Genomic DNA, 26,289 nt, shown 5'->3' with positions numbered 1-26,289 from the left:
GGGGGATGAAGATCGCGATCCTGACGCGTGAGTTCCCTCCGGACGTGTACGGCGGAGCGGGGGTGCACGTGGACTTCCTGGTCCGCGAACTGCGCCGCAAGCTCGACGTCGAGGTGCACTGCATGGGCGAACCACGGCTCGGCGCGATCGCGCACTCCGAGGACGACCCGCGGATGCCGCAGGCGAACGCGGCACTGCGGATCCTGTCCACCGACCTGACCATGACCGCGGCCGTCGGCTCGGCCGAGCTGGTGCACTCCCACACCTGGTACGCGAACATGGCCGGCCACTGGGCCAAGCTCCTGTACGGCGTACCGCACGTGGTGACGGCGCACTCGCTGGAGCCCCGGCGGCCCTGGAAGGCGGAGCAACTGGGCGGCGGTTATCGCCTGTCCAGCTGGGCCGAGCGGACGGCGTACGAGGCCGCGGACGCGGTGGTCGCGGTGAGCCACGGGATGCGGGACGACGTCCTCGACTGCTACCCCGCGATCGACCCGGCCAAGGTCCAGGTGATCTCGAACGGCATCGACGCGGACTTCTACCACCCGGACCCGGCGACGCACGTGCTCGAGCGGCTCGGGGTGGACCTGAGCCGCCCGTACGTCACCTTCGTCGGGCGGATCACCCGGCAGAAGGGCGTCCCGCACCTGCTCCGCGCCGGCCTCCAGCTGGACCCGTCGGTGCAACTCGTCCTGCTGGCCGGCGCGGCCGACACGGCTGAGCTCAAGGCGGAGACCGACGCGCTGATCGACGAGCTGAAGGCCGCCCGCGACGGGGTCTTCGTCGTCTCCGAGATGCTCCCGCGCGAGGAGGTCCGCCAGGTCCTCACCCACGCCCTGGCCTTCTGCTGCCCCTCGGTCTACGAGCCCCTCGGCATCGTCAACCTGGAAGCCATGGCCTGCGAAACAGCCGTCGTCGCCAGCGCCGTCGGCGGCATCCCCGAGGTCGTCGACGACGGCGTCACCGGCACCCTCGTCCCGTACGACGAGAACGACATCCCGACCTTCGAACGCCAGCTAGCCGAAGGCATCAACGATCTGGTCGCCAACTCCTCCAGAGCGGAAGCAATGGGCAAGGCCGGGCGCGCCCGAGCCGTCTCCGAGTTCGGCTGGGACGCGGTCGCCGACCGCACGATCAGCCTGTATCAGTCGCTCATCCAGTAGGTGGAGTCCGGCGCCCTGAGGTGCTCTGCGCTATTTGTTGAGGACCACCACGTTGTAGTCGGTGCCTGGCGGCACTCCCGTGCCCAGCGGTGGCGGGAGGCCGACGTCGAAGCGGGCGTTGACAAGGGCTAGCTTGCCGTTCTGCTCGGCGACCGCGGTCGGGATGCGGAAGGCGCCCTTCACGTCCGCGTCGGTGACCGTCGCGACGATCCGCGCGGTACGGAGGTCATGGCTGAGCTTGAGCGTCACCAGTCTCTCGGCGAAGTTCTCGACCACGTACAGCTTGTTACCGCGCAGCAGGATGCCGTCCAGCGAGCCCGCGCTGAGCGCGCCGCCGGTGACCGTGACCTCGCGGCTGGAGCCGGTTCCGGGGTTGATCGTCATCAGCTTGCCGAGATCGGTGTGGTCGACGATGAGCCTGCCGTTCGCAGCCGCGATCCCGTTGAGGTTGAAGCCGCCGGGAACGATCGTCGCTGCCGGTCCACTCAGCGCGATCGCTCGCGCGCTGCCGATCTCGCCGTGGTGGCCGATCCGGACCTTGTAGATCACCGGGTTGAACGAGTCGGTGAAGTAGGCGGCGTCCTTCGTCAATGCCACGTCATTGATCAGTGAGGCACCGGCCGTGCCGAGGGCGAGGTCGGCGAGCGGCTTGCCGTTGCGCGTGTCGTAGACATAGGCGTGGCCGGTGGGACCGCCGGCGACCCAAAGCCGGTGATGGGCCTGGTCGAACTTCATCCCGCCCGCGACCCTGCCCGCGGGCGCATCGATGAACGTCGCCCCCTTGCCGGTGCGCAGATCCGCCCGATAGATGTCCCCGTCCCGCAGCGACCCGACGTACACGGTCCTTCCGGTGCCTGCCACGATGCCCTCCGGCGAGAAATCGTCCGGCAGTGGCACGGACCGCACCGACGGCGCGGCCATTCCCATCGTCAAGACAATCGCCGGCACGACAGCCAGCAGCCTGCTGATTCTGCGCACGATGCCCTCCCTGAACAGTGCCTCCCCTCTTTCGAAGCTAGGCCTGCATCGCGCACCGGTCCAGGCTCAGGTATCAGCCATCACCCACCGCCAGCCACCGCTCCCCCACCGTGGTCAGCCGTCGGCGGGCCCGACGCAGGGCACTAGCTGATGCCCGCGGTCGGGTTGTCCGTGGTGAGCCAGGTGGTGAGGAGGCGAGCACCCGCACCCGTCGCGCCCAGGGAGTACTCGTACTCGTCGCGCTGGGACTCCGCGATGCTCGACAGATCCAGGTGCGCCCAGGGAAGCCCGCCGGAGAACGCCTTCAGGAAGAGGGCTGCGGTGATGGAGCCCGGGCCCTTCGAGCTGTTCACCGAGTCGGCGATCGGGGTCGAGATCAGGTCGGTGTACACGTCCGGCAACGGCATCCGCCACAACCGCTCCCCGGCGGCATCACCCGCGCCCGCCAGGTTGTCGGCCAACGCGTCGTCCGTGGCGAAGAGCCCGCCGTACAGCATCGAGCCGAGGGACACCTTGATCGCGCCGGTGAGCGTGGCGATGTCGACGAGTGCGTCGGGCTTCAGCTCGTTCACGGCGTACGCGAGTCCGTCGGCGAGCACCAGGCGCCCTTCGGCATCGGTGTTCTTGACCTCGGTGGTGCGACCGCCGTAGTGCCGGATCACGTCGTCCGGCCGGTACGCCGTGCCTGACGGCATGTTCTCGGCCGAGCAGATCAGGCCGGTGACCTTGATCTTGGCGCCGAGCTCACGCAGGGCGGACATCGTCGCGATCACCGAGCCGCCGCCGGTCATGTCGCGCTTCATCGACACCATGCTCTCGCGCGGCTTGAGCGACAGGCCGCCGGTGTCGTAGGTGATCCCCTTGCCCACCAGGACGATGTACGGCGTGTTCTTGTTCGCGCCCTCGGGGACGTAGTCGAGGCGGATGAACCGCGGCGGCCGGGTGGAACCCTGGCCGACCGCGAGGATGCCGCCGAAGCCGTCGGCGGCGAGCTGCTTCTCGTCCCAGACGCGGACGTCGAGGCCGGTGACGCCGGCCAGCTCGGTCGCGCGGGCGGCGAGCCAGGCCGGGTCCTTCTCGTTCGACGGCGTGGTGGCGAGCTCACGGGCCAGCCAGCCGGTCCGGCCGATCACCAGACCACGGTCGAGTACGGCGGTCCGGTCGTTGCTGGTGCCGTCCGTCAGGCTGACCCGCTCGACGGCCGGCTTGCCCGGGTCGACGGTCTTGCGGTGGAAGGTGAAGGAGCCGAGCGCGACCCCCTCGGCGAACGCCTGCAGCGCCCCATCCTCGATGCCTTCGGCAACGACCGTGGTCAGCTCGTCCTTGCCGCGGCCGAACCGGGCGATCGCCGCACCGGCGTGTCGCAGGTCCGCGGGCGAGCCGTCGCCCGCGCCGACAAGCAGCACCTCGGCCACCTCGCCGGCCAGCAGCGGGTACGCCGCGGTGGCGCCGGCGGTCGGACTGAAGCCGGTCGACTGCTGGACCTCCAGCAGCCGGTCCAGGTCGACGCCCAGTCGCTTACCAGCTTCCTTGGCGGCAGCGGGCAGACCGGCTTCGCCGACCACGATCACCCAGGTGTGGGAGCCGTGGACAGGGAGCCCGGGTTGCCAGGTCAGAGCCGGCAGGGTGGGAAAGACGTTGCGCGCAGCGGTTCGGCGAGCCACCAGGGGTCCTCACTCTTTGATCAAATGTGTCGGGCCAACCGTAACGACCCCGGTCGGTGCCTCAAAAGGCACCCACCGGGGTCGTGGAGATGTCACAGGTGCGCTCTGGGTCGAGCACCCGCGGAGATCGTCTCAGCCGACGACGGCCTTGAGTGCGTTCCCGAGTTCGGTTGCCTCATCGGCGTTCAGCTCGACGACGAGCCGACCGCCGCCCTCGAGCGGAACCCGCATCACGATCCCGCGGCCCTCCTTGGTGACCTCGAGCGGACCATCGCCCGTCCGCGGCTTCATCGCCGCCATGCGCGCACCCCTTCCCTCATTGGAACAGCCCTCTTCGGTATTGAGCGACGACACCGCACAGAAACCGTCGCCGGCTCTATGCGGTGATGCGCCGTCGGCGCGTATCGCAGTGTGTGTCGCGACCCATTATCCCCGATCGCAGGCCAGAGCCGTGCACCATACGGCAGACTCCTGTGTTGTGCACGCCCGTTCAGCGCTCTTCGACCTGTACGGCGACCACCTGCGCGCGCGTGGAGCGCGTGCACCGGTGGCCGCCCTGGTCCGCCTGCTCGCACCGCTGGGCGTGCAACCACCGGCCGTCCGGACCGCCGTGTCGCGGATGGTCCGGCAGGGCTGGCTCGAGCCGGTGCGCATCGACGGACAGCCCGGATATGTACTGACCGCCCGGGCGCGTCGCCGCCTCGACGACGCGGCTGCCCGGATCTATCGCACCGAGACCGACGGAGACGGCCGCGGCAGCTGGGACCGGCACTGGCATCTCGGCATCCTCCGGGAGGTGCCGAACGCGCGCCGCCGCGAGCAGCTGGCGAGCCAACTCGCCTTCCTGGGTTGGGCTCCGCTGTCCGACGCGGCCTGGGTCGGACTGCGCAACGACGCCGAGGTGGACCAGATCCTCGGCATGGAAGGGATCGCCGCGGACCGGTTCCGCGCGCCCGTCGACGAGGGTGCCGTCGAGTTCGCCCGGCGGGTCTGGCGGCTCGACGAGCTCGGCGCGTCGTACGACACCTGGCTGAACGAGGCGAAGGCGCTGGCCGAGAGGGCCGGTGACGACGCGACCGACGAGCAGGCGTTCGCGGTCCGGTCGAACCTCGTGCACGAGTGGCGCAAGTTCCTGTTCCTCGATCCGGGTCTGCCGGCCGAACTGCTGCCGGACGACTGGGCCGGCACCCGGGCCGCCGCGTTCTTCGATTTCCATGCGACACGGCTGGGCCACGCGGCCGGGCGTTTCGTGGACAACTGCCTGACCATTCACTGACTTTTCTCACCGACTGTTGGGAGCCTGCCACGATGAGTGACTCTGTCGCGTACGACGTGTCCGAGGGGGTCGCGACGATCACCCTGAACCGACCGGAGGCGATGAACGCCCTCGACACCCCCACCAAGGTGTTGCTGCGGGACACGGTCCTGGCGGCCGCCGAGGACGAAGCGGTCCGGTGTGTCGTGCTCACCGGGACCGGTCGCGCGTTCTGCGTCGGCCAGGACCTGAAGGAGCACATCGGTCTGCTCGAGGCGAACGACATGGACGCGCTCTGGAACACCGTGCCCGTGCATTTCGCCCCGATCGCACTGGCGCTGGCCGAGATGCCGAAGCCGGTGATCGCCTCGCTGAACGGCGTGGCCGCCGGCGCCGGCGCGTCGATCGCCTTCGCCTGCGACTTCCGGGTCGTCGCGGACACGGCCGGCTTCAACCTCGCCTTCACCGGTATCGCCCTGTCCTGCGACACCGGCATCTCCTGGACCCTCCCCCGCCTGGTCGGCCACGCCCGCGCGACGGAACTCCTGTACTTCGGCCGCACGATCCCCGCCGCTGAGGCCCTGACGCTCGGCCTGGCGACGAGCGTCGTACCGGCCGATGAGCTGGCGGCGGCGACAGCCGAACTGGCGGGCCGGCTCGCGAACGGGCCGACCGTCGCCTACGGATCGGTCCGGCAGTCGCTCGGGTATTCCGCCTCCCACACGCTGGCCGAAGCACTCGAGTTCGAGGCCGGCAAGATGCGCCTGACCGGCGACACCGAAGACCACCGCAACGCGGTCGCCTCCTTCGTCGCCAAGCAGAAACCCACCTTCCACGGCAAGTAGCAGGTACCCCGCCCACGCACCTCCTCCGTCGCCGCTCAGCGAATGCCAGGTGGTCGCAGTGGAGCCAGTGATCGCTGGAGGGTCCGGGGTGGTCCAGCCGGTGATTTTCTGGTGGCGGTTGCCCGGCCGCCACGAGGAGGTCACGCGGCCGGTTCGCCTGACAAGGCGACCACCCCGACCTGCTGCTCCGGCACGGCTGTACCGAACGACAGGAAGAGGCCGCTCGCACCGTCAACCTCCACACCTACTCAGACGATTGAGGCGCAGACAGGACGCAGTACGTCCTGTCGATCCGTACGCCACTCGCCCGTCCTGAGCAATTGCCGAGCACCCTTCCGCCCAAAAGCACCCTCCACTCACCCAGGCGACCGCCCGCCTCTTGGCCTACGCGCATCCACCGTCGGCACCTCCCCTGCGCAAAGGAACTCCCGGCAGCACCCGGACGTGCCGCGGCCCGAAGCGGGGCTCCGGGCCGCGGGTGTTCTGGGGGGTCGCGGGGGTCAGTGGATGGTCTTGAAGGTGGTGGCGCCGGCGAAGCCGTTGGCCCAGAGTTGGTTGACCCGGCCTCTCGTGGGCGAGCAGATCAGTGGCGGAGAGCGATCAGTGGACTACCGATCCCTGCTGATCTGGAAGTGGCAAGCTTTGACCTGTTCGGCACCAGGCCGGGAGATAACCGAGGGTATTCATGCGCGCACGCTGGGCGCACTCCACTCGGCCGCCGGGTAATCCCGACGTTTAGTTCCGGTCAGGACCGCACTCGACACAGCCGGGCGTGGGTTGCCGGCTAGCGGGCGATGCAGTCGGCGATGTGATCGTTGACGATGCCGGTGGCCTGCATCAGGGCGTAGGCGGTGGTCGGGCCGACGAAGACGAAGCCCTTCTTTTTCAGAGCTTTGGACATCGCGACGGACTCGGGCGTGGTCGCCGGGACGTCGGCGTTCGTCTTCGGCGCCGGACGATCGACCGGCTGGAACGACCAGAGGAACTCGGTCAGCTCGCCGTCCGCCAGCTCCAGGAGAGCCCGGGCGTTGGAGATCGTGGCGTTGACCTTCAGCCGGTTGCGGACGATGCCGGGGTCGGCCATCAACCGGTCGAAGTCCTCCGGCCCGTACGCCGCGATCAGCCGCGGGTCGAAGTTGTCGAACGCCTTCCGGAAGTTCTCTCGCTTGCGCAGGATGGTGATCCAGGACAGGCCGGACTGGAACCCCTCCAGCGTCATCCGCTCGAACAGGCCGTGGTCGTCGCGGATCTCCCGGCCCCACTCCTCGTCGTGGTACCGGATGTACTCCGGGGCCGAAGTCGCCCAACTGCAACGCGGCCGACCGTCGGGGCCGACCACGGTCACCGGGTGACCTTGTTCTCGAGGCGCTTGAGGGCCGTCCGCATGATCAGCTCGAAGCCGGGCCGGACCACCGCCCAGCCGATGCGCCCGAGTCGCCCGAGCGGCAGGATGACGTCCTCGGACCAGGTGAAGGTGCTGCCGCCGGACGCGGGTGTGACTGCGAAGGTGCCGGTACCGCGGACGATGGTGCCGAGGTGTTTCACCGTGCACTCGCGCGGCGGATCCCAGTGTGTGATGACCATGTCGTCAGTGAAGCCGAGGGGACCGACACTTGTGCGCGCCGCGACTCCACCGCCGAGGCCGCGGCCCTGGTTCTCGGTCGCCCAGACGCGGGTGAGCACCATCCACTCCGACTGGGCGTCCCAGTCCACCACCGCATCCCAGGCTGCCTGCGGGTCCAGCGGCAGGTCGATCGACGCCTCGGCGTGGCAGGTCGGCTCGTCGGCGGTCATCAGTTCGGCCGCTGCGGGACGTTGACGTCAGGAGCCGCGGAGTGCCGACCTCGAGTCGTCTCGTCGCCGTTCACTCCCGGCTCATCCTCGGCTGCAACCGGTGTCTGCACGTTGGCGTGGTCCGGCGGCGGCTCCTTGGCCTGGAACCACGGCTCAGGCTCGGGCTTGTCGTCGTAGTTCGTGTGCACCAGTTCCTGCAACAACGGCGGCAACGGCACCTGAGCCGCTGGCTCCGGCTGATCATCCAGAACCGACCGTACTTCGCGCTGCTCCCGCTCGCCCTGCTGTTCCCCCTCGCCGGCAACCGGCTGCGCCTCGCTCTCGCCGCCAGCCTGCTGGACTGGGACGGCGGGCTGCGCCTCGACAACCTGCTCCGGCTCGGCAACAGGCTGAGAAGCCGACCCTGCAGCGCCGCCCCCGCTCGCCGGTACTGCGGGCGCCGCGCTAGCCGGTGCGGTGTCTTTGGGCGCCGCGCTGGCTGGTGTGGAGTCTGCGGGCGCCGCGCTCGCCGGTGTGGAGTCTGCGGGAGCCGCGCTCGCCGGTGCGATGTCTGCGGCAACCCCGGTCGCTGGTGCGGGGTCTGCGGCAGCCGCGCTCGCCTGCGCAGATTCTGCGGCAGCGGGGTCCGCTGGTACCGCGGGCTGGTCGACTGCCGTGATCTCGGCCACGCCGGGCTCGACTGAAGTCGACTCGGGTGGATTCAGGTCGGCTCCGGGTGCATCTGCCTGGGCAGGCTCGGCCGGAACGCCTTGAGCGGAAGCAGGCTCGGCCGGGACGCCTTGGGCGGCGGCGGGCTCGGCTGCAACCGCTTCGCTCTGAGCGGGCGCGGACTCGGCGGCGGCGGGCTGGACAGCTGCGGTCTCGGGCGAGACTGCCTCTGCCGGAGCGCGCTCAGCAGTCTGCTCGGCGGCCAGCGCCTCGGCCTGAGCCGACGCAGGCTGGGCAGCGGTGGGCTCGGCTGAGGCGGGGTCGGCAGTGCCAGCCTCTGCAGCGGGCGACTCGGGTGAGGCTGCTTCTGCTGGGGTGGGTTCGGGGAAGTAGCCGCCTACGAGGATGGGCTTCTGGAAGCCGGTGTCGTCGAAGTCGGCGGCGGAGTACTCGGAGCGGGAGGTGAAGCCCGCGCCTTCCGGGCCGTGCAGGATCGGGGTGACGGCGCGCTCGAGGTCGGCGATCCGGCGGTCGCGCTCGGCGACCTCCCGGGCGACCCGTTCGAGCAGGGTGTCGACCTCGTCCATCCGGTAGCCGCGCAGCCCGACGCCGAACCTGGCCGTCTCGAGATCAGCCGCGGTGAGCGCTTGCCGGGCGGGCACGGACATGTCGGGTCGGTCGTCGTACGCAGTACTCATACCGCCCCACCGCCCCGAGGCGACGACGGCAACCGCTCCGATCAGGAGCACGACAATGAGTCCGAAGAACCACATCACGTGACCGATCGTGCCATGTCGGTGGACCTCACCGCACAACCGCTACAGGAATCAGCTGCCATCCGAGCCCAGCCGGTGCGCCTCACGCCGCTCGCGGGCCTCCGGGCTGTCGGCCTCCGCGACGTCCCGGGCCGCGGCCGCGGCGGCCTCCTCGGCGGCGGCGTCGGCCATCTCGCCGGCCTTGACGATGTAGCTGATCGCCTCGTCCACGTCGTCGGTGATGGTGAACATCTCCAGGTCGGCCGCGGAAATCTTGCCGTCGGCAAGCATCGTCTCGCGCAGCCAGTCCCCCAGCCCACCCCAGTACGACGTACCGAAGAGCACCACCGGGAACGAGGTGACCTTGCGGGTCTGGGCCAGGGTGAGCGCCTCGAACAGCTCGTCCAGGGTGCCGAACCCGCCCGGCATCACCACGAAACCCTGCGCGTACTTGACGAACATCGTCTTGCGGGTGAAGAAGTAGCGGAAGTTCATCCCGATGTCGACCCACTCGTTCAGGCCGTTCTCGAAGGGCAGCTCGATCCCGAGCCCGACCGACACGCCACCGGCCTCGGAGGCACCCTTGTTCGCCGCCTCCATCACGCCCGGTCCACCACCGGTGATCACCGCGTAACCGGCGCCGACCAGCTTTCCGCCGAGCTCCTCCGCGGCGGTGTACATCGGGTCGTCCGGCTTGGTCCGGGCCGAGCCGAACACGCTGATCGCGGCCCCGAGCTCGGCGAGCATGCCGAAACCCTCGATGAACTCCGACTGGATCCGCAGTACGCGCCAGGGATCCGTATGCACCCAGTCGGACGGGCCACGGCTGTCCAGCAGCCGCTGCTCCGATGTCGACTGCTGCACCTGGTTGCGCCGCATCACTACCGGCCCGCGCTGCTTCGAGCCCGGGGGACGGTCGGGGTGGATCGATGGTTCTGCCATGCCCCCAGGTTAGTGCGCCAGGCCCACTCTGACCTGCCGAGACCGGGCGCGCCCTACGCCGTCAACCAAGTCCTCAACCTCTGTTCACACTGCTCGATCTCCGCCTCGGGCACATACTCCTCCTGCTTGTGCGCTAGCAGCGGGTCACCCGGCCCGTAGTTCACCGCGGGGACCCCCAGCAGGGTGAACCGGGCCACGTCCGTCCAGCCGAACTTCGGCTGCGGTTCACCGCCGACCACCTGCAGGAACGCCGCCGCCGCGGGCCGGTCCAGTCCCGGCAGCCCGCCCGGGGCGGTGTCGGTGAAGGCGAGCTCGAACCCCTCGAAGACCTCGCGCAGGTGCGCCTCGGCCTCCGCCTCCGACCGGCTCGGCGCGAACCGGTAGTTGACCGTCACCGTGCACAGATCCGGTACTACGTTGCCCGCGACCCCGCCGCTGATGGCGACCGCGTTCAGCCCCTCGCGGTACTCGAGGCCGTCGATCGGCACCCGCCGCGGCTCGTACGCCGCCAGCCGGGCGAGGACCTCCCCGGCGGCATGGATCGCGTTCTTCCCCATCCAGGATCGGGCGGAATGCGCTCGCTCGCCGCGGGTGGTCACCTCGACGCGCATGGTGCCCTGGCAGCCGGCCTCAACCACCGCGTTCGACGGCTCCATCACCACGGCGAACACGCCCTGCAGCAGCTCGGGGTGCGTCTGGGTCAGCTTGAACAGGCCGTTCCGCTCCGCCTCGATCTCCTCGCAGTCGTAGAAGACGTAGGTGATGTCGCGGTTCGGCTCGGTCAGCGTGGCGGCGAGCCGGAGCCCCACCGCGACGCCACCCTTCATGTCGCAGGCGCCGAGGCCGTGGATCAGCCCGTCGGCGCGACGGGACGGCAGGTTGTCGTTCAGCGGCACCGTGTCCAGGTGCCCCGCGATCACGATCCGCTCGTCCCGGCCGAGGTCGGTCCGGGCGACGACGGTGTTGCCGTGCCGCGAGACGGTCAGGTGCGCGAAGGCCGACAGCGCCGCCTCGACCGCATCCGCGAGCTCCTCCTCGGTGCCGCTCACCGACGGGATGTCGACCAGCGCCTGGGTGAGGTCCGGTCCGGAGACGGTGAGATCGAGCTTGGCCATCAGTCTTCCTCTGCAGCTGGGGGCAGGAACACGCAGAACTCGTTGCCCTCCGGATCGGCGCACACCTGCCAGCCGATCTCGTCGTCCTTGCGCCGCAGCAGTGTCGCACCCGCGTCGAGCACCGGTTGCAGGTCGTCCGCCGTCACATCCCAGTGGATCCGGTTCTTCACCGTCTTCGGCTCGGGCACCGGCACGAACACCCAGTACGGGAACGGCAGTCCGGGCACGTTCTCCAGCCAGTACCACGGCTTACCCGAGTTGTTCGCGACCTCGACGCCGAGCACGCCGGCCCACCACCGCGCCTGCGCCTCGGGATCCGCCGAGTCGACCACGAGCTCCATCAGCTTGTACGCCGGAACCTTGTCCCGCACGAATCCGCAGAACTCCCCACCCTCCGGGTCCTCCATCACCGCCCAGTGCTGCTCGTCGGTGATCGGGCTCCGCACCTTGGCCCCGAGCCGCTCGAGTTCCTCGATCGAACTGGTGAGCAGGTCGAGGTGAACCCGCTGCTTCACCGTCCGCGGCTCGGTCACCTTGTTGATCCAGATCGTCTTCTCCGGCCGATCCCCGACCAACACCTCCGGATTGTCCGCAGGCGACGTCAATCCGAGAGCCTGCCCCCAGAACGACGTCATCGCACTGGGACAAGCGACGTCCACGCACAAATCCTTGAACCGGGCCACAGCCATACCGCAAGGCTAGTGTCTCGCAAGCGACGTAGTTGCCGCCCCGGAAAGACCGACCACCCCGACCACCCACCGCGAGTCGCCACTCCTGGCCCGGCCCCTCAGAGGGCGGGACCGGTACCACGGTGGGTCGTGGGCGGCGGCGTGGTTGGGGGCGAGGTGGTCAGGCGCTGTGTTTGCGGTGGTAGTGGCGGTTTACTCGTTCTCGGTTGCCGCAGGTCGGGGAGCACCAGGTTTGGCGGGGGTCGTCCTGGAGGAAGTACTTGACGCAGCGGGCGGCTGGGCAGGCTCGGAGGCGGGGGCGGTCGGGGCCGGTGAGGAAGTCGATGCCGGAGCGGCCGATCGCGCCTAGGAGGAGTGAGAGTGGGTCCGAGGCTCGAGGGGACCAGTGGGTGATCGGGTCGCTGTCGTCGGGCCAGGCGAGGTGGGCGGTGCCGAGTTCGTCGGCGGCCCTGTTGAGGAGGCCGAGGGCTGTCGCGGGAGCGAGCAGGGTGTTCGCGTCGGCGCGGCTGGGTGGTGCCGGGCTGACGGCTCGGGCGAAGAGGGACCTGACGGCTCGGCGGATCCCGTGGAGCGGAATCCGGAGCTCATCACCTGCGGGCAGCGCGTCAGGGTCGAACGGTCGGCCGATCACGTTCTCGACGAGTGGCGTGTTGTGGTGGATCCACTCCCGTACGCCGGCATCCGCCTCCAGGCTGTCCGCGATGCCGCCGTGTCCGTCGTGGCGGATCGTGGCGGCGAGTTCGAAGGCCAGCGCGCTCATGGCGGCGAGTCTAATGGGAAAGCCTCTTGCTGCCATATGAGTCGGCCATCTAGGGTTTCTAACGGAATCAGCCAGACCTACCGTTAGGAGCAGCCGTGACCCCAGAGCCGGCCGTAATCCCCGAGGTGAGAGATGCCGGCGAGCGACTGGACGCAGTACTGGTCGAGGTCGACGACTCCGCAGTACGAGCGTCCTCGGGGCTGCCGGGGTGGTCGCGGGGGCACGTGCTGACGCACATCGCGAACTTCAGCGAGGCGATGACACGCCAGGTCGAGGAGGCGCTCGCGGGCCGGCTGATCGAGATGTACGACGGCGGCCGGCCGGCGCGGGAGGCCGCGATCGAAGCCGGAGCGGGGAGATCGGCAGAGGAGCTCAAGCAGCACGTCAGCCGGGCGACCAAGAGGTTGATCGCCGCCTGGGATCGCGTCGACGACTGGAGCCGCCCGGTCCTCCATCGGGACGGCACCCTCGCGGACACCGTTTACACAGGCTGGCGCGAGATCGAGATCCACACCGTCGACCTGGCGCTGGAGCCGACCAGCGACCAGTGGCGAACGGAGTTCTGCCTTCACCTGCTCGACTTCCTCCGCCCACGCACCCCCGAAGGCACCCACCTGATCCTCCAAGCCGGCGAAACCCGCTGGGAACACGGCGAAGGCAAACCCGTCCTCCTGACCGGCACCCTCCCCGACCTCACCGCCTGGTTCGCCGGCCGCACTCCTGTCGGCAAGCTCACCGGCACTCCCCCAGACCTCCTCCCCTGGCCCTGACCGCCCAGCGTGAACCGGCTGCCCCAGCGTGGCTCACGGGTCGGGGGTGAACCGACAGTGGATTGCCCGGCACAGGTTTAAGGTTGTCGGCGGCGGTCCACATCCATTGCGCCTGCGAGGTGAGGGCTTCGTGAGCTCGGGGAAATTGTTGTCGGCTGATCGCGCGCCGGCGCTGTCGGTCCGGGGCCTGGGCAAGCACTTCGGGGAGCGGGTCGCGTTCCAGGATGTGTTCTTCGAGGTTGGGTACGGCGAGGTCTTCGGCTTCCTGGGTCCGAACGGCGCGGGGAAGACGACGATCGTGCGGACGCTCGGCACTCTCATCGCACCGACTTCGGGCTCGGCGACTGTCGCCGGAATCCCGCTGACGGCTGAGAACGGAGTGGAGATCCGCCGGCGGATCGCGATCGTGCCTGAGTCACCGGGCCTGTATCTCCGCCTGAGCGTGACCGAGAACCTCGAATGCTTTGGCGACCTCTACGAGACGCCGGGCTTGAAAGATCGCATTCAAGATGCCCTGCGGGCCGTCGACATGACCGACCGAGCCGGCGACGCCTGCGGCACCTTGTCCAAAGGACTTCGTCAGCGGGTCGCCCTGGCGAGGGCGCTGCTCAGCGACCCGGAGGTGTTGTTCCTCGACGAGCCGACGTCCGGGCTCGACCCGGTCGGCGCCCGCGATGTCCACGAGCTGATCGACGAGCTCCGGAATCGCGGCGTGACGATCTTCCTCACGACGCACCGCCTCGAGGAGGCCGAACGCCTCTGCGACCGCGTCGCGATCCTGAACACGACCTTGCGAACGATCGGCCGGCCGGCTGACCTCCGCGAACAGCTGTTCGCCAAGACGCTGGCCGTCCGGACGCTCGTCCCGCTCCCCGAGCCGGGGCGCGTCTTTGACGGCCTCCCGGCTGTCGACGGCTGGCGCGAGAGAGATTCCGGTGCGTATGTCGTCTCCGTGTCCGACTCCACGATCGCCGCGCCGGCGGTCGCCCGCGCTCTCGTGGCTGCCGGCGCGGACGTGCTGTCGATCAGCGAGTCGTACCACTCCCTCGAGGACATCTACCTCCAGCTCATCGACGAGGACAACGAAGTAGGCCGAAGATGAGCGTGAGCTGGAGGAGGGTCCGGGCTGTCTTCCGCAAGGAGCTTCGCGAGTACCGGCGCAACACCTCGATCGTCGCGGCGATGGCCGTCCTCCCCCTGATCTTCGCCATCAACCCGCTGGTCGCCGTCTTCGCCCTGCCGGCGTCATCCGCGGACTCACTCGCGCAGGGCAACACTCTGCTGTACCTGCTGGGCATACCAGCGGTCGTGCCGGCCTTGATCGCCGCGTACCCGGTGGTCGGCGAGCGTCAGCAGGGCACGCTCGAGCCTGTGCTCACGACGCCGATCCGTGGCGAGGAGTTCCTGCTGGGCAAGGCGCTGGCATCCTTCGTTCCGTCAGTCGCGATCTCATTCGCGGTCTACGCGCTTGTTCTCGCCTGCATCGCGGTGTTCGCAGCTCCGGCTGTGGCGTCGGCGCTGTTCAAAGGCCGGGAACTCGTCGCCCAGGTGCTCTTCACGCCGCTGCTCGCCGGCTGGTCGATCTGGGTCGGCATCGCCATCTCGGCGCGATCGAGCGATGTCAGGGTCGCGCAGCAGCTCGGCATGCTCGCGAGTCTCCCGTCGGTCGCGGTGTCGACGCTCGTGGCGTACGACGTCATCCATGCCAGCCTCGGACTAGGTATCGGCCTCGCGGTGCTGCTCCTGGTGCTCGATGTTCTCGGCTGGCGGATCGTGTCAGCGATGTTCGACCGTGAGCGCCTCATCACAGGCACGAAGCCCTGAAGTGCAGCCACCTCAGGGCCGATGCGACAGCCGGATGCTCTACGAGACGGTGAAGTCGTCGACCTGGATGAACGTGTCGACGCCGGGAGCGGTGAAGCCGGCGTAGACAGTGACCTCGTGGACTCCCGCCGGAATGGTGACGGAGACCTCTTGGTGGACGTAGCCGGTGGAGGCGGCGAAGGTTTTCTCGCCCAAGACCTGACTGCCGTCGGCGCCTAGCCGTACTCCGAAGCGGCCGCCGGCTGCGGGGAGGTTGGTTGAGGCGTTGATCCAGGAGCCGAAGGTGTACTTCGTTCCTGGGGTGACCGGGACCGTCTGGGTCAGGGCACTCCAGCCGGTGTCCGAAGTGCGAATCCGACGAAGAGGTTGCCGTTGCCGGCCCAGCAGGACGGCCAGAGGTCGCCGTCGTTCTTGCTCGGCGTCCCCGTCGTCCCGACCGTCGCAGTACCGACGTAGGTGCTGGGGGCTACCGGTCCGGCCGGCGCACCACCCGCGGACGAGTCGGTGAGAATCGCGGCCGTACCGAAGACCAGCGGCAGTACGGCGAGTAGGGCCCCACGCTTCATGACTTGCCTACTCGTCCGGCCCAGACGGGCAATCGATTTCTCGCAATCTACGAGTACGGCCCGGAGCGGTCAAGAGTTACGGTCGGACGAATTTGACCGGGGATCGCGATCCGCCTTATTTGGAACAGACTCACCGCGTTTCGACCAGGGTGCAGACGTTGACACTCTCTCGTTCGGCTGCCTAGTCTTCGGAAATCGATTTCTGACGATTGACCGGAAAGCGGGTCGAGGATGCCAGTTGTGCCGCACCGTGCGAACGCCCAGCGCACGGCCGACGAGCTGCCGCGGGACCTGGTCACCCGGGGGCTCGACGCCGCCCGGAACGCGATCGAGACCGAGGCCGCCGCCGTCTCGGCGCTGGCGGATCGGCTGGACGGAGTCTTCCTGGACGTGCTCACCGCGGTCGCCGCCTGCGAGGGACACCTGGTCGTCACCGGCCTCGGCAAGTCCGGACTCGTCGGACGCAAGATCGCCGCCACGCTCGCGTCGACCGGGACGCCGGCGACGTTCATCCACTCGGGCGACGCGCTGCACGGCGACTCCGGCGCGGTCACCTCGCGGGACCTGGTGCTCGCGCTGTCCGCGTCGGGCGAGACGGCCGAGGTGTGCGCGTTCGCCCGGATGCTCGCCGAGCGGGACATTCCGGTGATCGCGATGACCGGCGCCGAGGAGTCGACCCTGGCCAAGCTGGCGACGTACACGCTCGACACGATGGTGCTGCGCGAGGCCGACCCGCTGAACCTCGCCCCCACCGCGTCGACCACCGCCGCCCTGGTGATGGGCGACGCCCTCGCCTGCGCGCTCGTAGTACTGCGCGAGTTCACTCACCACGATTTCGCGCGGTTCCATCCGTCCGGGGCGCTCGGCCGCAAGCTGCTCGGCCTCGGGGAGGATGCATGAGCCGGTACGACGTGTGCGTGCTCGGGTCGTTCATGAAGGACCTGGTGGCTAGCGCGGACCGGCGGCCGTTGCCCGGGGAGACCTTGCACGGCACCGGGTTCGCGGAGTTCCTCGGCGGCAAGGGTGTGAACCAGGCGATCGCCGCGGCCCGGATGGGAGCCCGTACTGCGATCGTCGGCACCATCGGCGACGACCGGTACGGCGAGGAGTTCCTGGACCTGCTGAAAGCCGACGGGGTCGACACCGCCTGGGTCGTCCGGCATCCCGAGCTCGGCACCGGCGTCGGGCTTCCGCTGGTGCTCCCGGACGGCAGCAACTCGATCATCATCGTGTCCCGCGCGAACTCGGCGATCACCCCGGCCGATGTCGAGGCAGCCGCCGGCCTCCTGACGTCCAGTGCAGTACTCAGTGTGCAACTGGAACTCCCGGTCGAGGCGAGCAGAGCTGCCCTCCAGCTCGCCTCGACCGCGGGCGTCACCACGATCCTGACCCCGGCTCCGGTCGGGCCGGTCGATCCGTCGCTCGCGTCCTTCGTCGACATCCTGGTTCCGAACGAGGTGGAGGCGGCCGCGCTCACCGGGCTCGACTGCGACGACGAGTCCCAGGTGCCGGCGATCGCGAAACGGCTGGCCGGCGAGTGGGACCTGCGTGGTTGCGTGATCACGCTCGGCTCACGAGGCGCCTACGTGCTCGACCTGGTCGCCGGTATCGAGGCTCGAGTGCCCGCGCATCGGGTGGCGACCGTGGACACGGTCGGCGCGGGCGACGCCTTCTGCGGATCACTCGCGGCATCACTCGCCGCGGGCGCCACACTGGCGGACGCAGTACGGCTGGCCAACGCCGCCGGGGCGCTCTCCACAACCGTGAATGGCGCGGCCGCTTCAGCCCCCGACCGGTCTACCGCCCAGGCGCTGCTCGACGCGCAACCTTTTGATCAGTCGCCTTTCCCAGTCGGACAGCCGCCGCCGTGAGATCCTAGTGTCCCCTCTCAGAGTTGCTTTGCGTGCAAAGCAACTCTGAGAGGGGACACTAGTGCCGTCCAGGCGGCAGAACGGCCTCAAGCGGGGAGCGAGCATGACGACGATCTACGACGTCGCGCGTAGATCTGGCGTATCGCCGGCCACCGTCTCGCGGGTGCTGAGCGGCCGTCGCAACGTCGACCCGGAGCTGTCGGAGAAAGTCCGGGCCGCGGTCGCCGAGCTCGGCTACCGGCCGAACGGGGTGGCGCGCAACCTGCGCCGCGCGAGCACCAACCTGTGGGCCGTGGTCATCTCCGACATCGAGAACCCGTTCTTCACCTCGCTGGTCCGCGGTCTCGAGGACGTCGCCCAGACCGAGGGCTACCACGTGGTGCTGTGCAACTCCGACGAGGACCCGGCCAAGGAGGCGGCGTACGCGTCGGCGGTACTGACCGAGCAGATGGCCGGCGTGGTGATCTCCCCGACCTCGACCGCCGAGGGCGTCCAGCTGCTCGACGGGGCGAAGACCCCGATGGTGCTGATCGACCGCCGGGTCGAAGGCGTCGAGGCGGACACCGTGCTGGTCGACAACGAGCACGGTGCTTTCGAAGGTGTCAACCACCTGATCGACGGCGGCTACCGCCGGATCGCCTGTATCACCGGCCCGCGCCGCGTCAGTACCGCGATGGACCGGCTCGCGGGATACCGCTCGGCCCTGCGCTCGGGTGGGATCCGCTACCAGAAGGACCTGGTCCGGCACGCCGACTTCCGCGAAGCCGGTGGCTACGCCGCGATGGAGAGCCTGCTCGACCTGCCCGAACCACCGGAAGCCCTCTTCGTCACCAACAACCTGATGACCGTCGGCGCGCTGGAGTGCCTGGCCAAACGAGGCATCCGCGCCCCCGACGACATCGCCATCGTCGGCTTCGACGACATCCCCTGGGCCGACCTCGTCGTCCCCTCCCTCACGACCGTCGCCCAGCCGACGTACGAGCTGGGCCGCACCGCCGGCCTCCTCCTGAAGGACCGCATAGCCTCCCCCGGCCGCCCCCCATCCACAGTCACCCTCCGCACCGAACTCCACATCCGAACCACCTCAGCCCCGAAGAAGCCCTAGCTGAAACCGCGGCCGGGGATCTGCTCGCAACGGCTAGGCTGAGTTCCACGAGGCCTTCGATGGCCGCGGAGAGAACGCCAGGTCTGCTGCCAGACCCTTCCGGCTCGGTCCGGTTGTGGCGCTCCGGACCATCGAAGGCCTCGTTCTTTTCAGAGCCCCTCCACCGGCCACCACGGATACGCCTCCATCGTTCCCGGCAACGCCAGAACCTTGAATCCGTGGCCCAGGCTCTCCCCTTCGAACCGCGGGCGAGGGTTTCGTGATGCGGGAACCCGCGCACGTGCCCGAAGGACGCCACCACGTCCCGCCTGCCACCCGGCCACTCGTCCGCTGTCTGCAGGATCGCTTCCAGGACCATGCCGGCTACGTAGTTGTAGAACACCACCTGATCGGTCCTCAGTTCGGCCTCAGCCGAGATCGCGGCCTTCTCGAAGATGACGGCGTTCACCACGATCGCGGGCACCCCCGCCAGTTGAGCTGCGACGAACTGCCGGCGCGGAAACCTCTTCACGTGCTCGGACCAGTGCAGGGACTTGCCTACCGGCACTGCCAACCGCTGACGACAGGTCCCGCCCCGAAATTCCCCGGCCCGGCCGGTGATCTGCCCCGAAGCAGCAGATCAGCCGGCCGCAACGCGCTGGGGTTCCACTGTCCGGCGGGGGTCGTAGTGCGGGACCCAGCGGGCTAGCCAGGCGGTGCCGGTGATGGTCAGGGCGCCTAGGGCGAGGCTGGCTGCGGCCAGTGGGGCGATGAAGGTGATGGCGCTGATCAGGATCGGGCCGATGACGCTGCCGAATTCGGCGCAGAAGGTCCAGCCGCCGAGGAACTGGGCGCGCAGGGTCGGTGGGGAGGCGTCGGCGCCGAGGGTCTTGACGATGCCGGAGCCGAGGCCATTGCCGATGGCCATGAAGATACCTACCGCGACGACGCCGATCATTGCCGTGGACAACGGCAACGCCAGCATGCCGAGGCCGAGCAGGAGGGTTGACGGTACGGCGATCCAGACGCGGCCGAGGCGGTCCATCACCAGGCCGGCCGGGTAGAACAGCAGCATCTCGATGCCGTTGGTGATGCCGAAGATGATCGACGTGTCGGTGGCGGAGAGGCCCAGATGCTCGCCCCACAAGGGGATCAGGCTGGTCCGGGCGGCCCGCGCGACGGCGATCACGAAGACACCAGCGCCCAGGGTGAGGAACGTACGGCGGTGGTCCCAGAGCACCTTCTTGATCGGCTGGTGTTCGGGCTGGACCGGGTCGCTCAGCTCCCGCGGCTCGCCGGCCGTCAGCAGCACGATCGCGGCCGCTGCCGAGCCGACGATCCCGACACCGTAAGCGCCGCAGATGCCCCACAGGTGACCGGCGAGCGCGCCGAGGAAGGGGCCGACGAACAAGCCGATCCGGCTGACTCCGCCCAGTGTCGACAGCGCCCGCGCACGGAGTCCGACCGGGACGACCTCGGTGACGTAGGACTGCCGCGCCAGGCTGAACACCGCACCCGCGAGCCCCGCGACCAGCAAGGCGAGGCCGAGCAGCCACGGAGTACGGATCAGCATCGCGGCTGTCCAGGCGACCATGCTCACGAGTGCTGCGACCAACAGCGCCCGCCGCTCACCAATCCGTACTACGAGCGCGCCCGCCGGAAGCGACCCCGCGAACTGCCCGATCCCCAGCACGCCGACCAGGAAAGCGGCGAACCCCACCGAGGCCCCAAGGTCCAGCGCGGATAACGCGACAACAGGAAGGACCGCCCCCTGTCCGACCGCATTCAGCACAGTCGGCCCGAACGCCGGCACCGCGATCCGCCACAAACTGAACTCCGCCACCCACCCTCCAGCCATTTATCTCGACATCAAGATACATGACCTGAAGAGACCTCGGGCATGGTGTTTCCCGGGTGACGGGATGTCGGATTGCCGGTGGGTGGTACTACTCGGCCAGGTGGTTGTCGGCGTAGGCGTTCATGGCGGCTTGCATGAACTCGACGAGTGAGTCGTCGCCGTTGCCGATCGTCCGGCGGAAGCGGTCGTCGTCCACGTACATCTGGCCCAGGCCCTTGTAGGCCTCGCGGGTCGGCGTCCAGAACAGGCAGGTGACCTCGTAGTGCAGCTGGATCAGGTCCTGCACGCTCATGTCGAGCACGTCGGCTCCTTCCGCCTTCAGGGTCGCGAGACCTTCGTGGACGCGGGTGTAGCCGGTCCGGGCGTTCTCGGCGTCGGCCTCGGTCCAGCCCTGCATCCGCTCGTTGCTCGCGTCGACGGCCTCGTCGCCCCAGCGTTCCCGGGCCTCGGCCTCGTACGGGTTGTGCTCGAATCCTTCGAATACCTTGCGTGGCTCCATCTCTCCTCCTTTCCTGAGGTTCTCGATGGTGGAATCGACGGTACGGACCAGTTGCCCGAGGCGTAGTTGTTCGCGCAGCAGCCACTCCTTGTGCCGCCCGAGCACCTGGATCGTGCTGGCGTTGCTCTGCTTCGCCAGTACGTCGGCGACCACGTCCAGGCTGAGCCCGAGCTCCCGCAGCAGCAGGATCTGCTGGAGGCGGAGGAGCTGTTCCTCTTCGTAGTAGCGCCGCCCGTTGCTCGCAGTACGGGCTGGGACCAGCAGGCCGATCGCGTGATAGTGCCGCAGGGTCCGCGACGTGACGCCCGAGTCGCGAGCCACCTCGGCGATCGACCAGGCCACGGCCGCACCGCCCTTCCACTCGTGCCCGGACTTTCCGGCCACACCTAGGACGGTAGATGTTGTCGCTACGTCAACTTCAAGTTGATCAATGCGGCGGCGGAGGCGGCGTGTTGCCGGCCTTGATCCACTCGACACACGCCCGGGCCGATTTCTCCGCCGGCCGGACCTGGAGCCCGGCTGCCACAGCGCGGGCGTTGGACAACTGGAAGGTGCCGTCGTTCGACCCATCATTCGGAAGATGGAAGCGGTCCACAGCGGGATCCCAGTCGACCGGCAGAGCATCCGGTACTGCGGAACGCCAGGCGTCGGCGAGTTCCGCCATCGTCGTTGTCGAGCTGACAGCGTTGAAGGCGCCGCCGGGCCCGTCGATGGTCAGGCGGAGGAGGAACGCGGCGAGATCGCGGGCGTCGAGGTGCTGGATCGGCTGATCGGGGCGAGCCGCGCACTCCGGAGCCTTGCCGGTGGCCAGCGCTTCGCCCCAGTTGCCGAAGTCCGGGTTGTAGGGGCCGACGACGAAGCCCGAGCGGACCGAGGCAGCGCGCTCTCCGTACACCTCAGCCAGGACGCGCTCGGCTCGCACCTTGTGGGGGCCGTAGAGGTCCATGGTGAACTCGTCGTCGCTGGTGCCTGCAGGCCATGGGAGGAGTTCAGCATCCTCGGTCATCCCGGGCTGGGTCTTGCTTGCGTAGACGGCGATCGAGGACATGAAGGTGTACCGCGCGACGCGGTGCCGCAGGAGTTCAGCAGTACGGCGTACGTCGCCGACCAGGAATCCGGACAGGTCGATCACGCCGTGCCACTCCCCCACCTCGAGCGCGTCGGGAGTGGCTCGGTCGCCGATCAACTGCTTGGCCTCGGGGAAGAGTCCCGGCTTGGTCAGCCCGCGGTTGAACAGGGTGATCTCGTGGCCGTCGCGCAGGGCTGCCTCCACCACGTGACGGCCGAGGTTCTTCGTACCGCCGAGGATCAGCAGCCTGGTCACAGCTCGTCCGTGAGGTCGGCCAGCTCGGCCAGTAGCGGCCCGATCCAGTCCTTCGACTCAGGCACGGTGCGGTGGCCTTCCTCGACGATCCAGCCGAGCGCGATCGTGATGAAGCAGATCCCTCCGACCGTCAGTTGCCGGCTCACCAGATCTTTGCCGGCGCCGGTGGCATCGAGGTAGCGGGCAACGATCGGCTCCGATTGGTGGCCGTAGGCAACGGCATCGCGGACCAGCGTATACAGATCGCTCAGGTGCGGCGCGCAGTACGACAAGGGCCAGTCGACTGCGGTCCACCGCGTGCCGTCCGTGACGAGATTCTTCGGCACGAAGTCACTGTGGATCACGGCCAGCGGCGACTGACGATGTAAGTCGTCGAGTGCCGGGACAGCCTTCACCAGCAGGTTTCCCGCAGATCCGGTTCCATCGGCTCGATCCGTTCCACCAGGTCGACGAGGCGCTCCGGGGTGAACCCGCTCGGCTCTTCCACCGGTTCGGCGTGCATCGACGCCAGCAACTCCGCCGCAGCGAGGAACCCGTCGATGGTCGGCTCCTGCTCCAGATTCACCCGCCCGACATCGGCAAGCACCAGCAGTACTGCGTCGTCCGCGCGGGCAGACCGGATCAGCTCCGGGGCGGGTAGACCGAGTGGGACGACCAGCCGCTCGTACACCTCGGCCTCACTGCTCTGGGCATCGCTGCCTCGCTTGACGATCACGCTGCGAAGCCCGTACGACAGCCGCCATACCTCGGAAGAGCCCCACTCCCGCAGCAACTCCCCCTTCAGCGCGTCGACGTCGGGCGCCTGGGTGGCCTCGAGCACGGCATCGGCGACAGGTTCCAGCCAGACGGGACGCATGCGGAAAACCCTTTCACAGGATGCGGGCTCAGCCCCACTGCTTTTCGCAGGCGGCGAGGATGCGTGCCACGATCCGGCCGGCGACCTCCGCGGGGTCGAAGTCGGTGACGATCCGATGCGGGCCGTTCTCCGCGGCGGTGAAGCGGGTGCTCGATCTGCGCCACCACCGCGCCGCCCAGGCGGATCCGCTGGGTCTGCTCGATCCCGATCGCCGTGATCGGCAGACTCGAGGCAAAGACCGCTGCAGCCGCGTCCACATCGCACTTGATGTTGTGCTCGCGGCGCCTGCGGATCCGGCGCCGGCTCTGTCCGCGAGACGCCGAGGTGAACAGGTCACCGGTCGTCTGGCAGGCTTTGGGCATGACTGAGAACGCCACCCGCGCCTGGGGCTTCGGCCTCGCCACCGTCACCGCTTCGGGCACCGTGCTGGACGTCTGGTACCCGGCCCCGGAACTGGGTGTCGCTCCCGAGGGCGCGAAGGCGCCGGCCGAGCTGATCGCTGCCGAGGGCAACGACGACCTGCGCCAGGTACGCCGGTCCGTGGTGCTCGCCGAGATCGCGCTGAACGACGCACCGGCCGACACCGCGGACGCATACCTGCGGCTGCACCTGCTGTCGCACCGGCTGGTCCGCCCGCACGGAATCAACCTGGACGGCATCTTCGCCGCGCTGCCGAACAACGCCTGGACCTCGCACGGCCCGGTCCCGGTCGAGCAGGTCGAGCAGGTCCGGCTCCGGGCCCGCGCGGCCGGGTTGCACCTGAGCGTCACGAGCGTCGACAAGTTCCCGCGGATGACGGACTACGTCGTACCGAGCGGTGTCCGGATCGGCGACGCGGACCGGGTTCGGCTGGGCGCGCACCTGGCCGAGGGCACCACGGTGATGCACGAGGGCTTCGTGAACTTCAACGCGGGAACGCTCGGCACCTCCATGGTCGAAGGCCGGATCGTGGCCGGTGTGGTGGTCGACGACGGCAGCGACATCGGCGCGGGCGCGTCGATCATGGGCACCCTGTCCGGCGGCGGCAAGGCGGTCATCTCGATCGGCAAGCGCTGCCTGCTCGGCGCCAACGGCGGGATCGGGATCTCGCTCGGCGACGACTGCGTGGTCGAGGCGGGGCTCTACGTGACCGCCGGCACCAAGGTCACCCTGCCGGACGGCAGCGTGGTGAAGGCGCGCGACCTGTCCGGTCAGCCGGGTCTGCTGTACCTGCGCAACTCCGTCACCGGTGCCGTCGAGGCGCGGCCCCGGCAGGGTGAAGGCATCACCCTCAACGAGGCCCTGCACGCCAACGCGTGACCAAAGCCCGCTGCGTGACCAACGCCCCAGGGCGCCGCGCCAACCAACGTGACGCCCGGCACGTCAACCACTTCGTGACCCGACTGACGGAACCTGCCCGCCGGTACCGCGCGTTGAGACCGGTATGCCGATGAAACGGGGCGCGGTCGTCGCCATAGGTGCGGTGGGCGTGCTCGCGCTCGCCGTCGGCGCGGGGATCTCCTGGATCGGCGGCAAGGAGTTCGGCCCGTTGCTGCCGCCCCGCGAACAGTGCGAGGCCACCGTCGGCGGCACCTCGGTCGTGGTCGACCTGGAGCAGGCGGAGTCGGCCGCGATCATTGCCGGAGTCGCCGTACGTCGCGGGCTGCCTCCGCGGGCGGCGACGATCGCCCTCGCGACGGCGTACCAGGAGTCCGGGCTGCGCAACCTGGCTCACGGGGATCGGGACTCGCTCGGATTGTTCCAGCAGCGGCCGTCGATGGGCTGGGGTACTGCGACGCAGGTGCGGGATCCGCACTACGCAGCGTCGAAGTTCTATGACGCGCTGGTGAAGGTGAAGAACTACCAGAACCTCGCGGTGACGGTCGCGGCCGACCGGGTCCAGCGCAGCGCCTTCCCCAACGCCTATGCCGACCACGAGGACGACGCGCGCATCTTGGCGTCGGCCCTGACGGGTCAGTCGAAGGCCGCGTTCAGTTGCACGGTCAACACGGCCTCACTGCCTGCGCAGACCGCCGGCAAGAACGGCCTGACGCCTCGCGCCGAGGCCGTGCGCACGGATCTCCTGGCAACGTTCGGAGAGCTGTCGACCGGGGGCTATCAACCTGGCGGCCTCACCACCGGGCACATGGAAGGCTCCGCGCACTACGAGGGTCGCGCGGTCGACATCTTCGTCAAGCCCGTCTCGGTCCCGAACACCACCAAGGGCTGGGCTCTCGCGCAGTACCTGGTCGCCCGCGCCGAACACCTCGGCATCAAGACAGTCATCTTCAGCGACCGCATCTGGACCGCCGGAGGCCGCTCCGACAGCGGCTGGCGCGACTACCAGCCCCCGGACCGCCCCGGCAACAAAGCCACCCTCCGCCACCTGGACCACGTCCACGTAGACGTCATCGACCAGTAGACCCCACGCAGTACCGGGACAGGCTGAGGACGGCGTACGGAAAGACAGGAAGTGGTTGCGGATGCCGGTACGTCGTTCGCCTGGCCGGGGCGCTCCGGCGCCCGGGAGAGGTTGTACTTCCTGTCGGTCGGTACATCCCTGGCCGCCACATACTCACTTGCCCCGGCATGCGGATGGGGTCGGGATGCAAACACCCGGGCGACCGAAGGTCACCCGGGTGATGTAGCCACCTGGTTCTTCGAGCCGCGACGTAGGAGCGGCGAACCGGATGCGGGGGTTACTCGTCGTGCTCCTGTGGGGGGAGGGCGGCGATGAAGGGGTGGTCCTTGTCGATCTTGCCGAGCTTGGAGGCGCCGCCGGGGGAACCCAGGTCGTTGAAGAAGTCGACGTTCGCGGTGTAGTAGTCCTTCCACTGCTCCGGAGTGTCGTCCTCGTAGTAGATCGCCTCGACGGGGCAGACCGGCTCGCAGGCTCCGCAGTCGACGCACTCGTCGGGGTGGATGTAAAGCATCCGGTTGCCCTCGTAGATGCAGTCGACGGGGCATTCCTCGACACACGCGAGGTCCTTCAGGTCAACACACGGCTGCGCGATGACGTAGGTCACTGGTACTCCTCCTATGGCCAGCAG

31 protein-coding genes are annotated in these 26,289 nt (G+C 68.9%); 12 read left to right on the top strand and 19 right to left on the bottom strand.

The window, feature by feature from the left end:
* The first annotated feature begins 5 nt into the window (after positions 1 to 5).
* A complete protein-coding gene (gene glgA / locus EV644_RS33270; protein ID WP_199240132.1) occupies positions 6 to 1,163 on the top strand; it encodes a glycogen synthase in 1,158 nt (385 codons plus the stop codon).
* Positions 1,164 to 1,193: 30 nt separating this feature from the next.
* On the opposite strand, the gene EV644_RS33265 is transcribed toward glgA, so the two are convergent.
* From EV644_RS33265 to EV644_RS33255, 3 genes are all read right to left on the bottom strand, one after another.
* Positions 1,194 to 2,141, bottom strand: a complete 948-nt coding sequence (locus EV644_RS33265; protein WP_132193484.1) for a YncE family protein — start codon at positions 2,139 to 2,141, stop codon at positions 1,194 to 1,196.
* A 143-nt stretch (positions 2,142 to 2,284) separates the two neighbouring features.
* Positions 2,285 to 3,805: a leucyl aminopeptidase family protein gene (locus EV644_RS33260; RefSeq protein ID WP_132193482.1), complete on the bottom strand. Its 1,521-nt coding sequence runs from the start codon at positions 3,803 to 3,805 to the stop codon at positions 2,285 to 2,287.
* Positions 3,806 to 3,937: 132 nt separating this feature from the next.
* Positions 3,938 to 4,105 carry a DUF3117 domain-containing protein gene (locus tag EV644_RS33255; RefSeq protein WP_012923066.1) on the bottom strand — a complete coding sequence of 56 codons (168 nt, stop codon included), beginning with the start codon at positions 4,103 to 4,105 and terminating at the stop codon, positions 3,938 to 3,940.
* 178 nt (positions 4,106 to 4,283) lie between these two features.
* Here EV644_RS33255 and EV644_RS33250 point away from each other — a divergent pair, with 178 nt between their 5' ends.
* Positions 4,284 to 5,081 carry a PaaX family transcriptional regulator gene (locus EV644_RS33250; RefSeq protein WP_132193480.1) on the top strand — a complete coding sequence of 266 codons (798 nt, stop codon included), beginning with the start codon at positions 4,284 to 4,286 and terminating at the stop codon, positions 5,079 to 5,081.
* 32 nt (positions 5,082 to 5,113) lie between these two features.
* Positions 5,114 to 5,905: an enoyl-CoA hydratase/isomerase family protein gene (locus tag EV644_RS33245; RefSeq protein WP_132193478.1), complete on the top strand. Its 792-nt coding sequence runs from the start codon at positions 5,114 to 5,116 to the stop codon at positions 5,903 to 5,905.
* Between the two features lie 784 nt (positions 5,906 to 6,689).
* On the opposite strand, the gene EV644_RS33240 is transcribed toward EV644_RS33245, so the two are convergent.
* The 7 genes from EV644_RS33240 to EV644_RS33210 form a co-directional block, all read right to left on the bottom strand.
* Positions 6,690 to 7,250, bottom strand: coding sequence for a DNA-3-methyladenine glycosylase I (locus EV644_RS33240; protein WP_132193476.1), 561 nt, complete (start codon positions 7,248 to 7,250; stop codon positions 6,690 to 6,692).
* Positions 7,247 to 7,699, bottom strand: a complete 453-nt coding sequence (locus EV644_RS33235) for an SRPBCC family protein (RefSeq protein WP_132193474.1) — start codon at positions 7,697 to 7,699, stop codon at positions 7,247 to 7,249. Before EV644_RS33235 ends, EV644_RS33240 begins: the two co-directional genes overlap by 4 nt.
* Positions 7,699 to 9,120: a DivIVA domain-containing protein gene (locus EV644_RS45635; protein WP_199240138.1), complete on the bottom strand. Its 1,422-nt coding sequence runs from the start codon at positions 9,118 to 9,120 to the stop codon at positions 7,699 to 7,701. The genes EV644_RS33235 and EV644_RS45635 overlap by 1 nt, the downstream gene beginning before the upstream one ends.
* Positions 9,121 to 9,174: 54 nt before the next feature.
* The gene (locus EV644_RS33225) at positions 9,175 to 10,044 is read right to left on the bottom strand and encodes an LOG family protein (protein ID WP_132193472.1); all 870 of its coding nucleotides are present in this window, start codon (positions 10,042 to 10,044) and stop codon (positions 9,175 to 9,177) included.
* A 53-nt stretch (positions 10,045 to 10,097) separates the two neighbouring features.
* The gene (gene dapE / locus EV644_RS33220) at positions 10,098 to 11,159 is read right to left on the bottom strand and encodes a succinyl-diaminopimelate desuccinylase (RefSeq protein WP_132193470.1); all 1,062 of its coding nucleotides are present in this window, start codon (positions 11,157 to 11,159) and stop codon (positions 10,098 to 10,100) included.
* On the bottom strand, positions 11,159 to 11,848 hold the full coding sequence (locus tag EV644_RS33215; RefSeq protein ID WP_132193468.1) for a VOC family protein: 690 nt from the start codon (positions 11,846 to 11,848) through the stop codon (positions 11,159 to 11,161). The genes dapE and EV644_RS33215 overlap by 1 nt, the downstream gene beginning before the upstream one ends.
* A gap of 160 nt (positions 11,849 to 12,008) precedes the next feature.
* Complete coding sequence (locus tag EV644_RS33210; RefSeq protein WP_132193466.1) at positions 12,009 to 12,608, bottom strand: CGNR zinc finger domain-containing protein; 600 nt, start codon at positions 12,606 to 12,608, stop codon at positions 12,009 to 12,011.
* A gap of 95 nt (positions 12,609 to 12,703) precedes the next feature.
* On the opposite strand from EV644_RS33210, the gene EV644_RS33205 reads away from it, so the two are divergent.
* From EV644_RS33205 to EV644_RS33195, 3 genes are all read left to right on the top strand, one after another.
* A complete protein-coding gene (locus tag EV644_RS33205; protein WP_132193465.1) occupies positions 12,704 to 13,378 on the top strand; it encodes a maleylpyruvate isomerase family mycothiol-dependent enzyme in 675 nt (224 codons plus the stop codon).
* Between the two features lie 130 nt (positions 13,379 to 13,508).
* Positions 13,509 to 14,480, top strand: coding sequence for an ABC transporter ATP-binding protein (locus EV644_RS33200; RefSeq protein ID WP_158292990.1), 972 nt, complete (start codon positions 13,509 to 13,511; stop codon positions 14,478 to 14,480).
* Positions 14,477 to 15,202, top strand: coding sequence for an ABC transporter permease (locus EV644_RS33195; protein WP_132193461.1), 726 nt, complete (start codon positions 14,477 to 14,479; stop codon positions 15,200 to 15,202). The genes EV644_RS33200 and EV644_RS33195 overlap by 4 nt, the downstream gene beginning before the upstream one ends.
* 39 nt (positions 15,203 to 15,241) lie before the next feature.
* Here the strand turns inward: EV644_RS33195 and EV644_RS44810 are convergent, their stop codons facing one another.
* Together EV644_RS44810 and EV644_RS33190 are read right to left on the bottom strand one after the other, a co-directional pair.
* Positions 15,242 to 15,397 carry a hypothetical protein gene (locus EV644_RS44810; RefSeq protein WP_158292989.1) on the bottom strand — a complete coding sequence of 52 codons (156 nt, stop codon included), beginning with the start codon at positions 15,395 to 15,397 and terminating at the stop codon, positions 15,242 to 15,244.
* Between the two features lie 125 nt (positions 15,398 to 15,522).
* A complete protein-coding gene (locus EV644_RS33190; protein WP_132193459.1) occupies positions 15,523 to 15,768 on the bottom strand; it encodes a hypothetical protein in 246 nt (81 codons plus the stop codon).
* Between the two features lie 240 nt (positions 15,769 to 16,008).
* On the opposite strand from EV644_RS33190, the gene EV644_RS33185 reads away from it, so the two are divergent.
* The 3 genes from EV644_RS33185 (at position 16,009) to EV644_RS33175 (ending at position 18,744) form a co-directional block, all read left to right on the top strand.
* Positions 16,009 to 16,668: a KpsF/GutQ family sugar-phosphate isomerase gene (locus tag EV644_RS33185; RefSeq protein ID WP_132193457.1), complete on the top strand. Its 660-nt coding sequence runs from the start codon at positions 16,009 to 16,011 to the stop codon at positions 16,666 to 16,668.
* A complete protein-coding gene (locus EV644_RS33180) occupies positions 16,665 to 17,639 on the top strand; it encodes a ribokinase (protein ID WP_132193455.1) in 975 nt (324 codons plus the stop codon). Before EV644_RS33185 ends, EV644_RS33180 begins: the two co-directional genes overlap by 4 nt.
* A 103-nt stretch (positions 17,640 to 17,742) precedes the next feature.
* Complete coding sequence (locus EV644_RS33175; RefSeq protein ID WP_132193453.1) at positions 17,743 to 18,744, top strand: LacI family DNA-binding transcriptional regulator; 1,002 nt, start codon at positions 17,743 to 17,745, stop codon at positions 18,742 to 18,744.
* On the opposite strand, the gene EV644_RS33170 is transcribed toward EV644_RS33175, so the two are convergent.
* From EV644_RS33170 to EV644_RS46740, 6 genes are all read right to left on the bottom strand, one after another.
* Positions 18,689 to 19,207: a hypothetical protein gene (locus tag EV644_RS33170; RefSeq protein ID WP_132193451.1), complete on the bottom strand. Its 519-nt coding sequence runs from the start codon at positions 19,205 to 19,207 to the stop codon at positions 18,689 to 18,691. The genes EV644_RS33175 and EV644_RS33170 overlap by 56 nt on opposite strands.
* Positions 19,208 to 19,363: 156 nt before the next feature.
* Positions 19,364 to 20,566, bottom strand: a complete 1,203-nt coding sequence (locus EV644_RS33165; protein WP_241999121.1) for an MFS transporter — start codon at positions 20,564 to 20,566, stop codon at positions 19,364 to 19,366.
* Positions 20,567 to 20,669: 103 nt separating this feature from the next.
* Positions 20,670 to 21,464, bottom strand: a complete 795-nt coding sequence (locus EV644_RS33160) for a MerR family transcriptional regulator (RefSeq protein ID WP_199240131.1) — start codon at positions 21,462 to 21,464, stop codon at positions 20,670 to 20,672.
* A gap of 43 nt (positions 21,465 to 21,507) precedes the next feature.
* Complete coding sequence (locus EV644_RS33155) at positions 21,508 to 22,404, bottom strand: Rossmann-fold NAD(P)-binding domain-containing protein (protein WP_132193447.1); 897 nt, start codon at positions 22,402 to 22,404, stop codon at positions 21,508 to 21,510.
* Complete coding sequence (locus EV644_RS46745) at positions 22,401 to 22,730, bottom strand: hypothetical protein (protein ID WP_241999119.1); 330 nt, start codon at positions 22,728 to 22,730, stop codon at positions 22,401 to 22,403. Before EV644_RS46745 ends, EV644_RS33155 begins: the two co-directional genes overlap by 4 nt.
* Positions 22,731 to 22,795: 65 nt before the next feature.
* Positions 22,796 to 23,260: a hypothetical protein gene (locus tag EV644_RS46740; RefSeq protein WP_241999118.1), complete on the bottom strand. Its 465-nt coding sequence runs from the start codon at positions 23,258 to 23,260 to the stop codon at positions 22,796 to 22,798.
* Between the two features lie 59 nt (positions 23,261 to 23,319).
* On the opposite strand from EV644_RS46740, the gene EV644_RS44805 reads away from it, so the two are divergent.
* From EV644_RS44805 to EV644_RS33135, 3 genes are all read left to right on the top strand, one after another.
* Entirely contained in the window at positions 23,320 to 23,628 is a 309-nt protein-coding gene (locus tag EV644_RS44805; protein ID WP_158292988.1) for a hypothetical protein, read from the top strand.
* Complete coding sequence (gene dapD / locus EV644_RS33140; RefSeq protein WP_132193445.1) at positions 23,621 to 24,559, top strand: 2,3,4,5-tetrahydropyridine-2,6-dicarboxylate N-succinyltransferase; 939 nt, start codon at positions 23,621 to 23,623, stop codon at positions 24,557 to 24,559. The genes EV644_RS44805 and dapD overlap by 8 nt, the downstream gene beginning before the upstream one ends.
* Positions 24,560 to 24,683: 124 nt before the next feature.
* On the top strand, positions 24,684 to 25,661 hold the full coding sequence (locus tag EV644_RS33135; RefSeq protein WP_132193443.1) for a VldE C-terminal domain-containing protein: 978 nt from the start codon (positions 24,684 to 24,686) through the stop codon (positions 25,659 to 25,661).
* A 277-nt stretch (positions 25,662 to 25,938) separates the two neighbouring features.
* Here the strand turns inward: EV644_RS33135 and fdxA are convergent, their stop codons facing one another.
* Complete coding sequence (gene fdxA / locus EV644_RS33130) at positions 25,939 to 26,265, bottom strand: ferredoxin (RefSeq protein ID WP_012923087.1); 327 nt, start codon at positions 26,263 to 26,265, stop codon at positions 25,939 to 25,941.
* Positions 26,266 to 26,289: the final 24 nt, after the last annotated feature.

Source organism: Kribbella orskensis (assembly GCF_004342085.1).
GTDB lineage: Bacteria > Actinomycetota > Actinomycetes > Propionibacteriales > Kribbellaceae > Kribbella > Kribbella orskensis.
The sequence above is the reverse complement of the archived record's forward strand: the minus strand, read 5'-3'. Positions and strand labels throughout refer to the sequence as shown.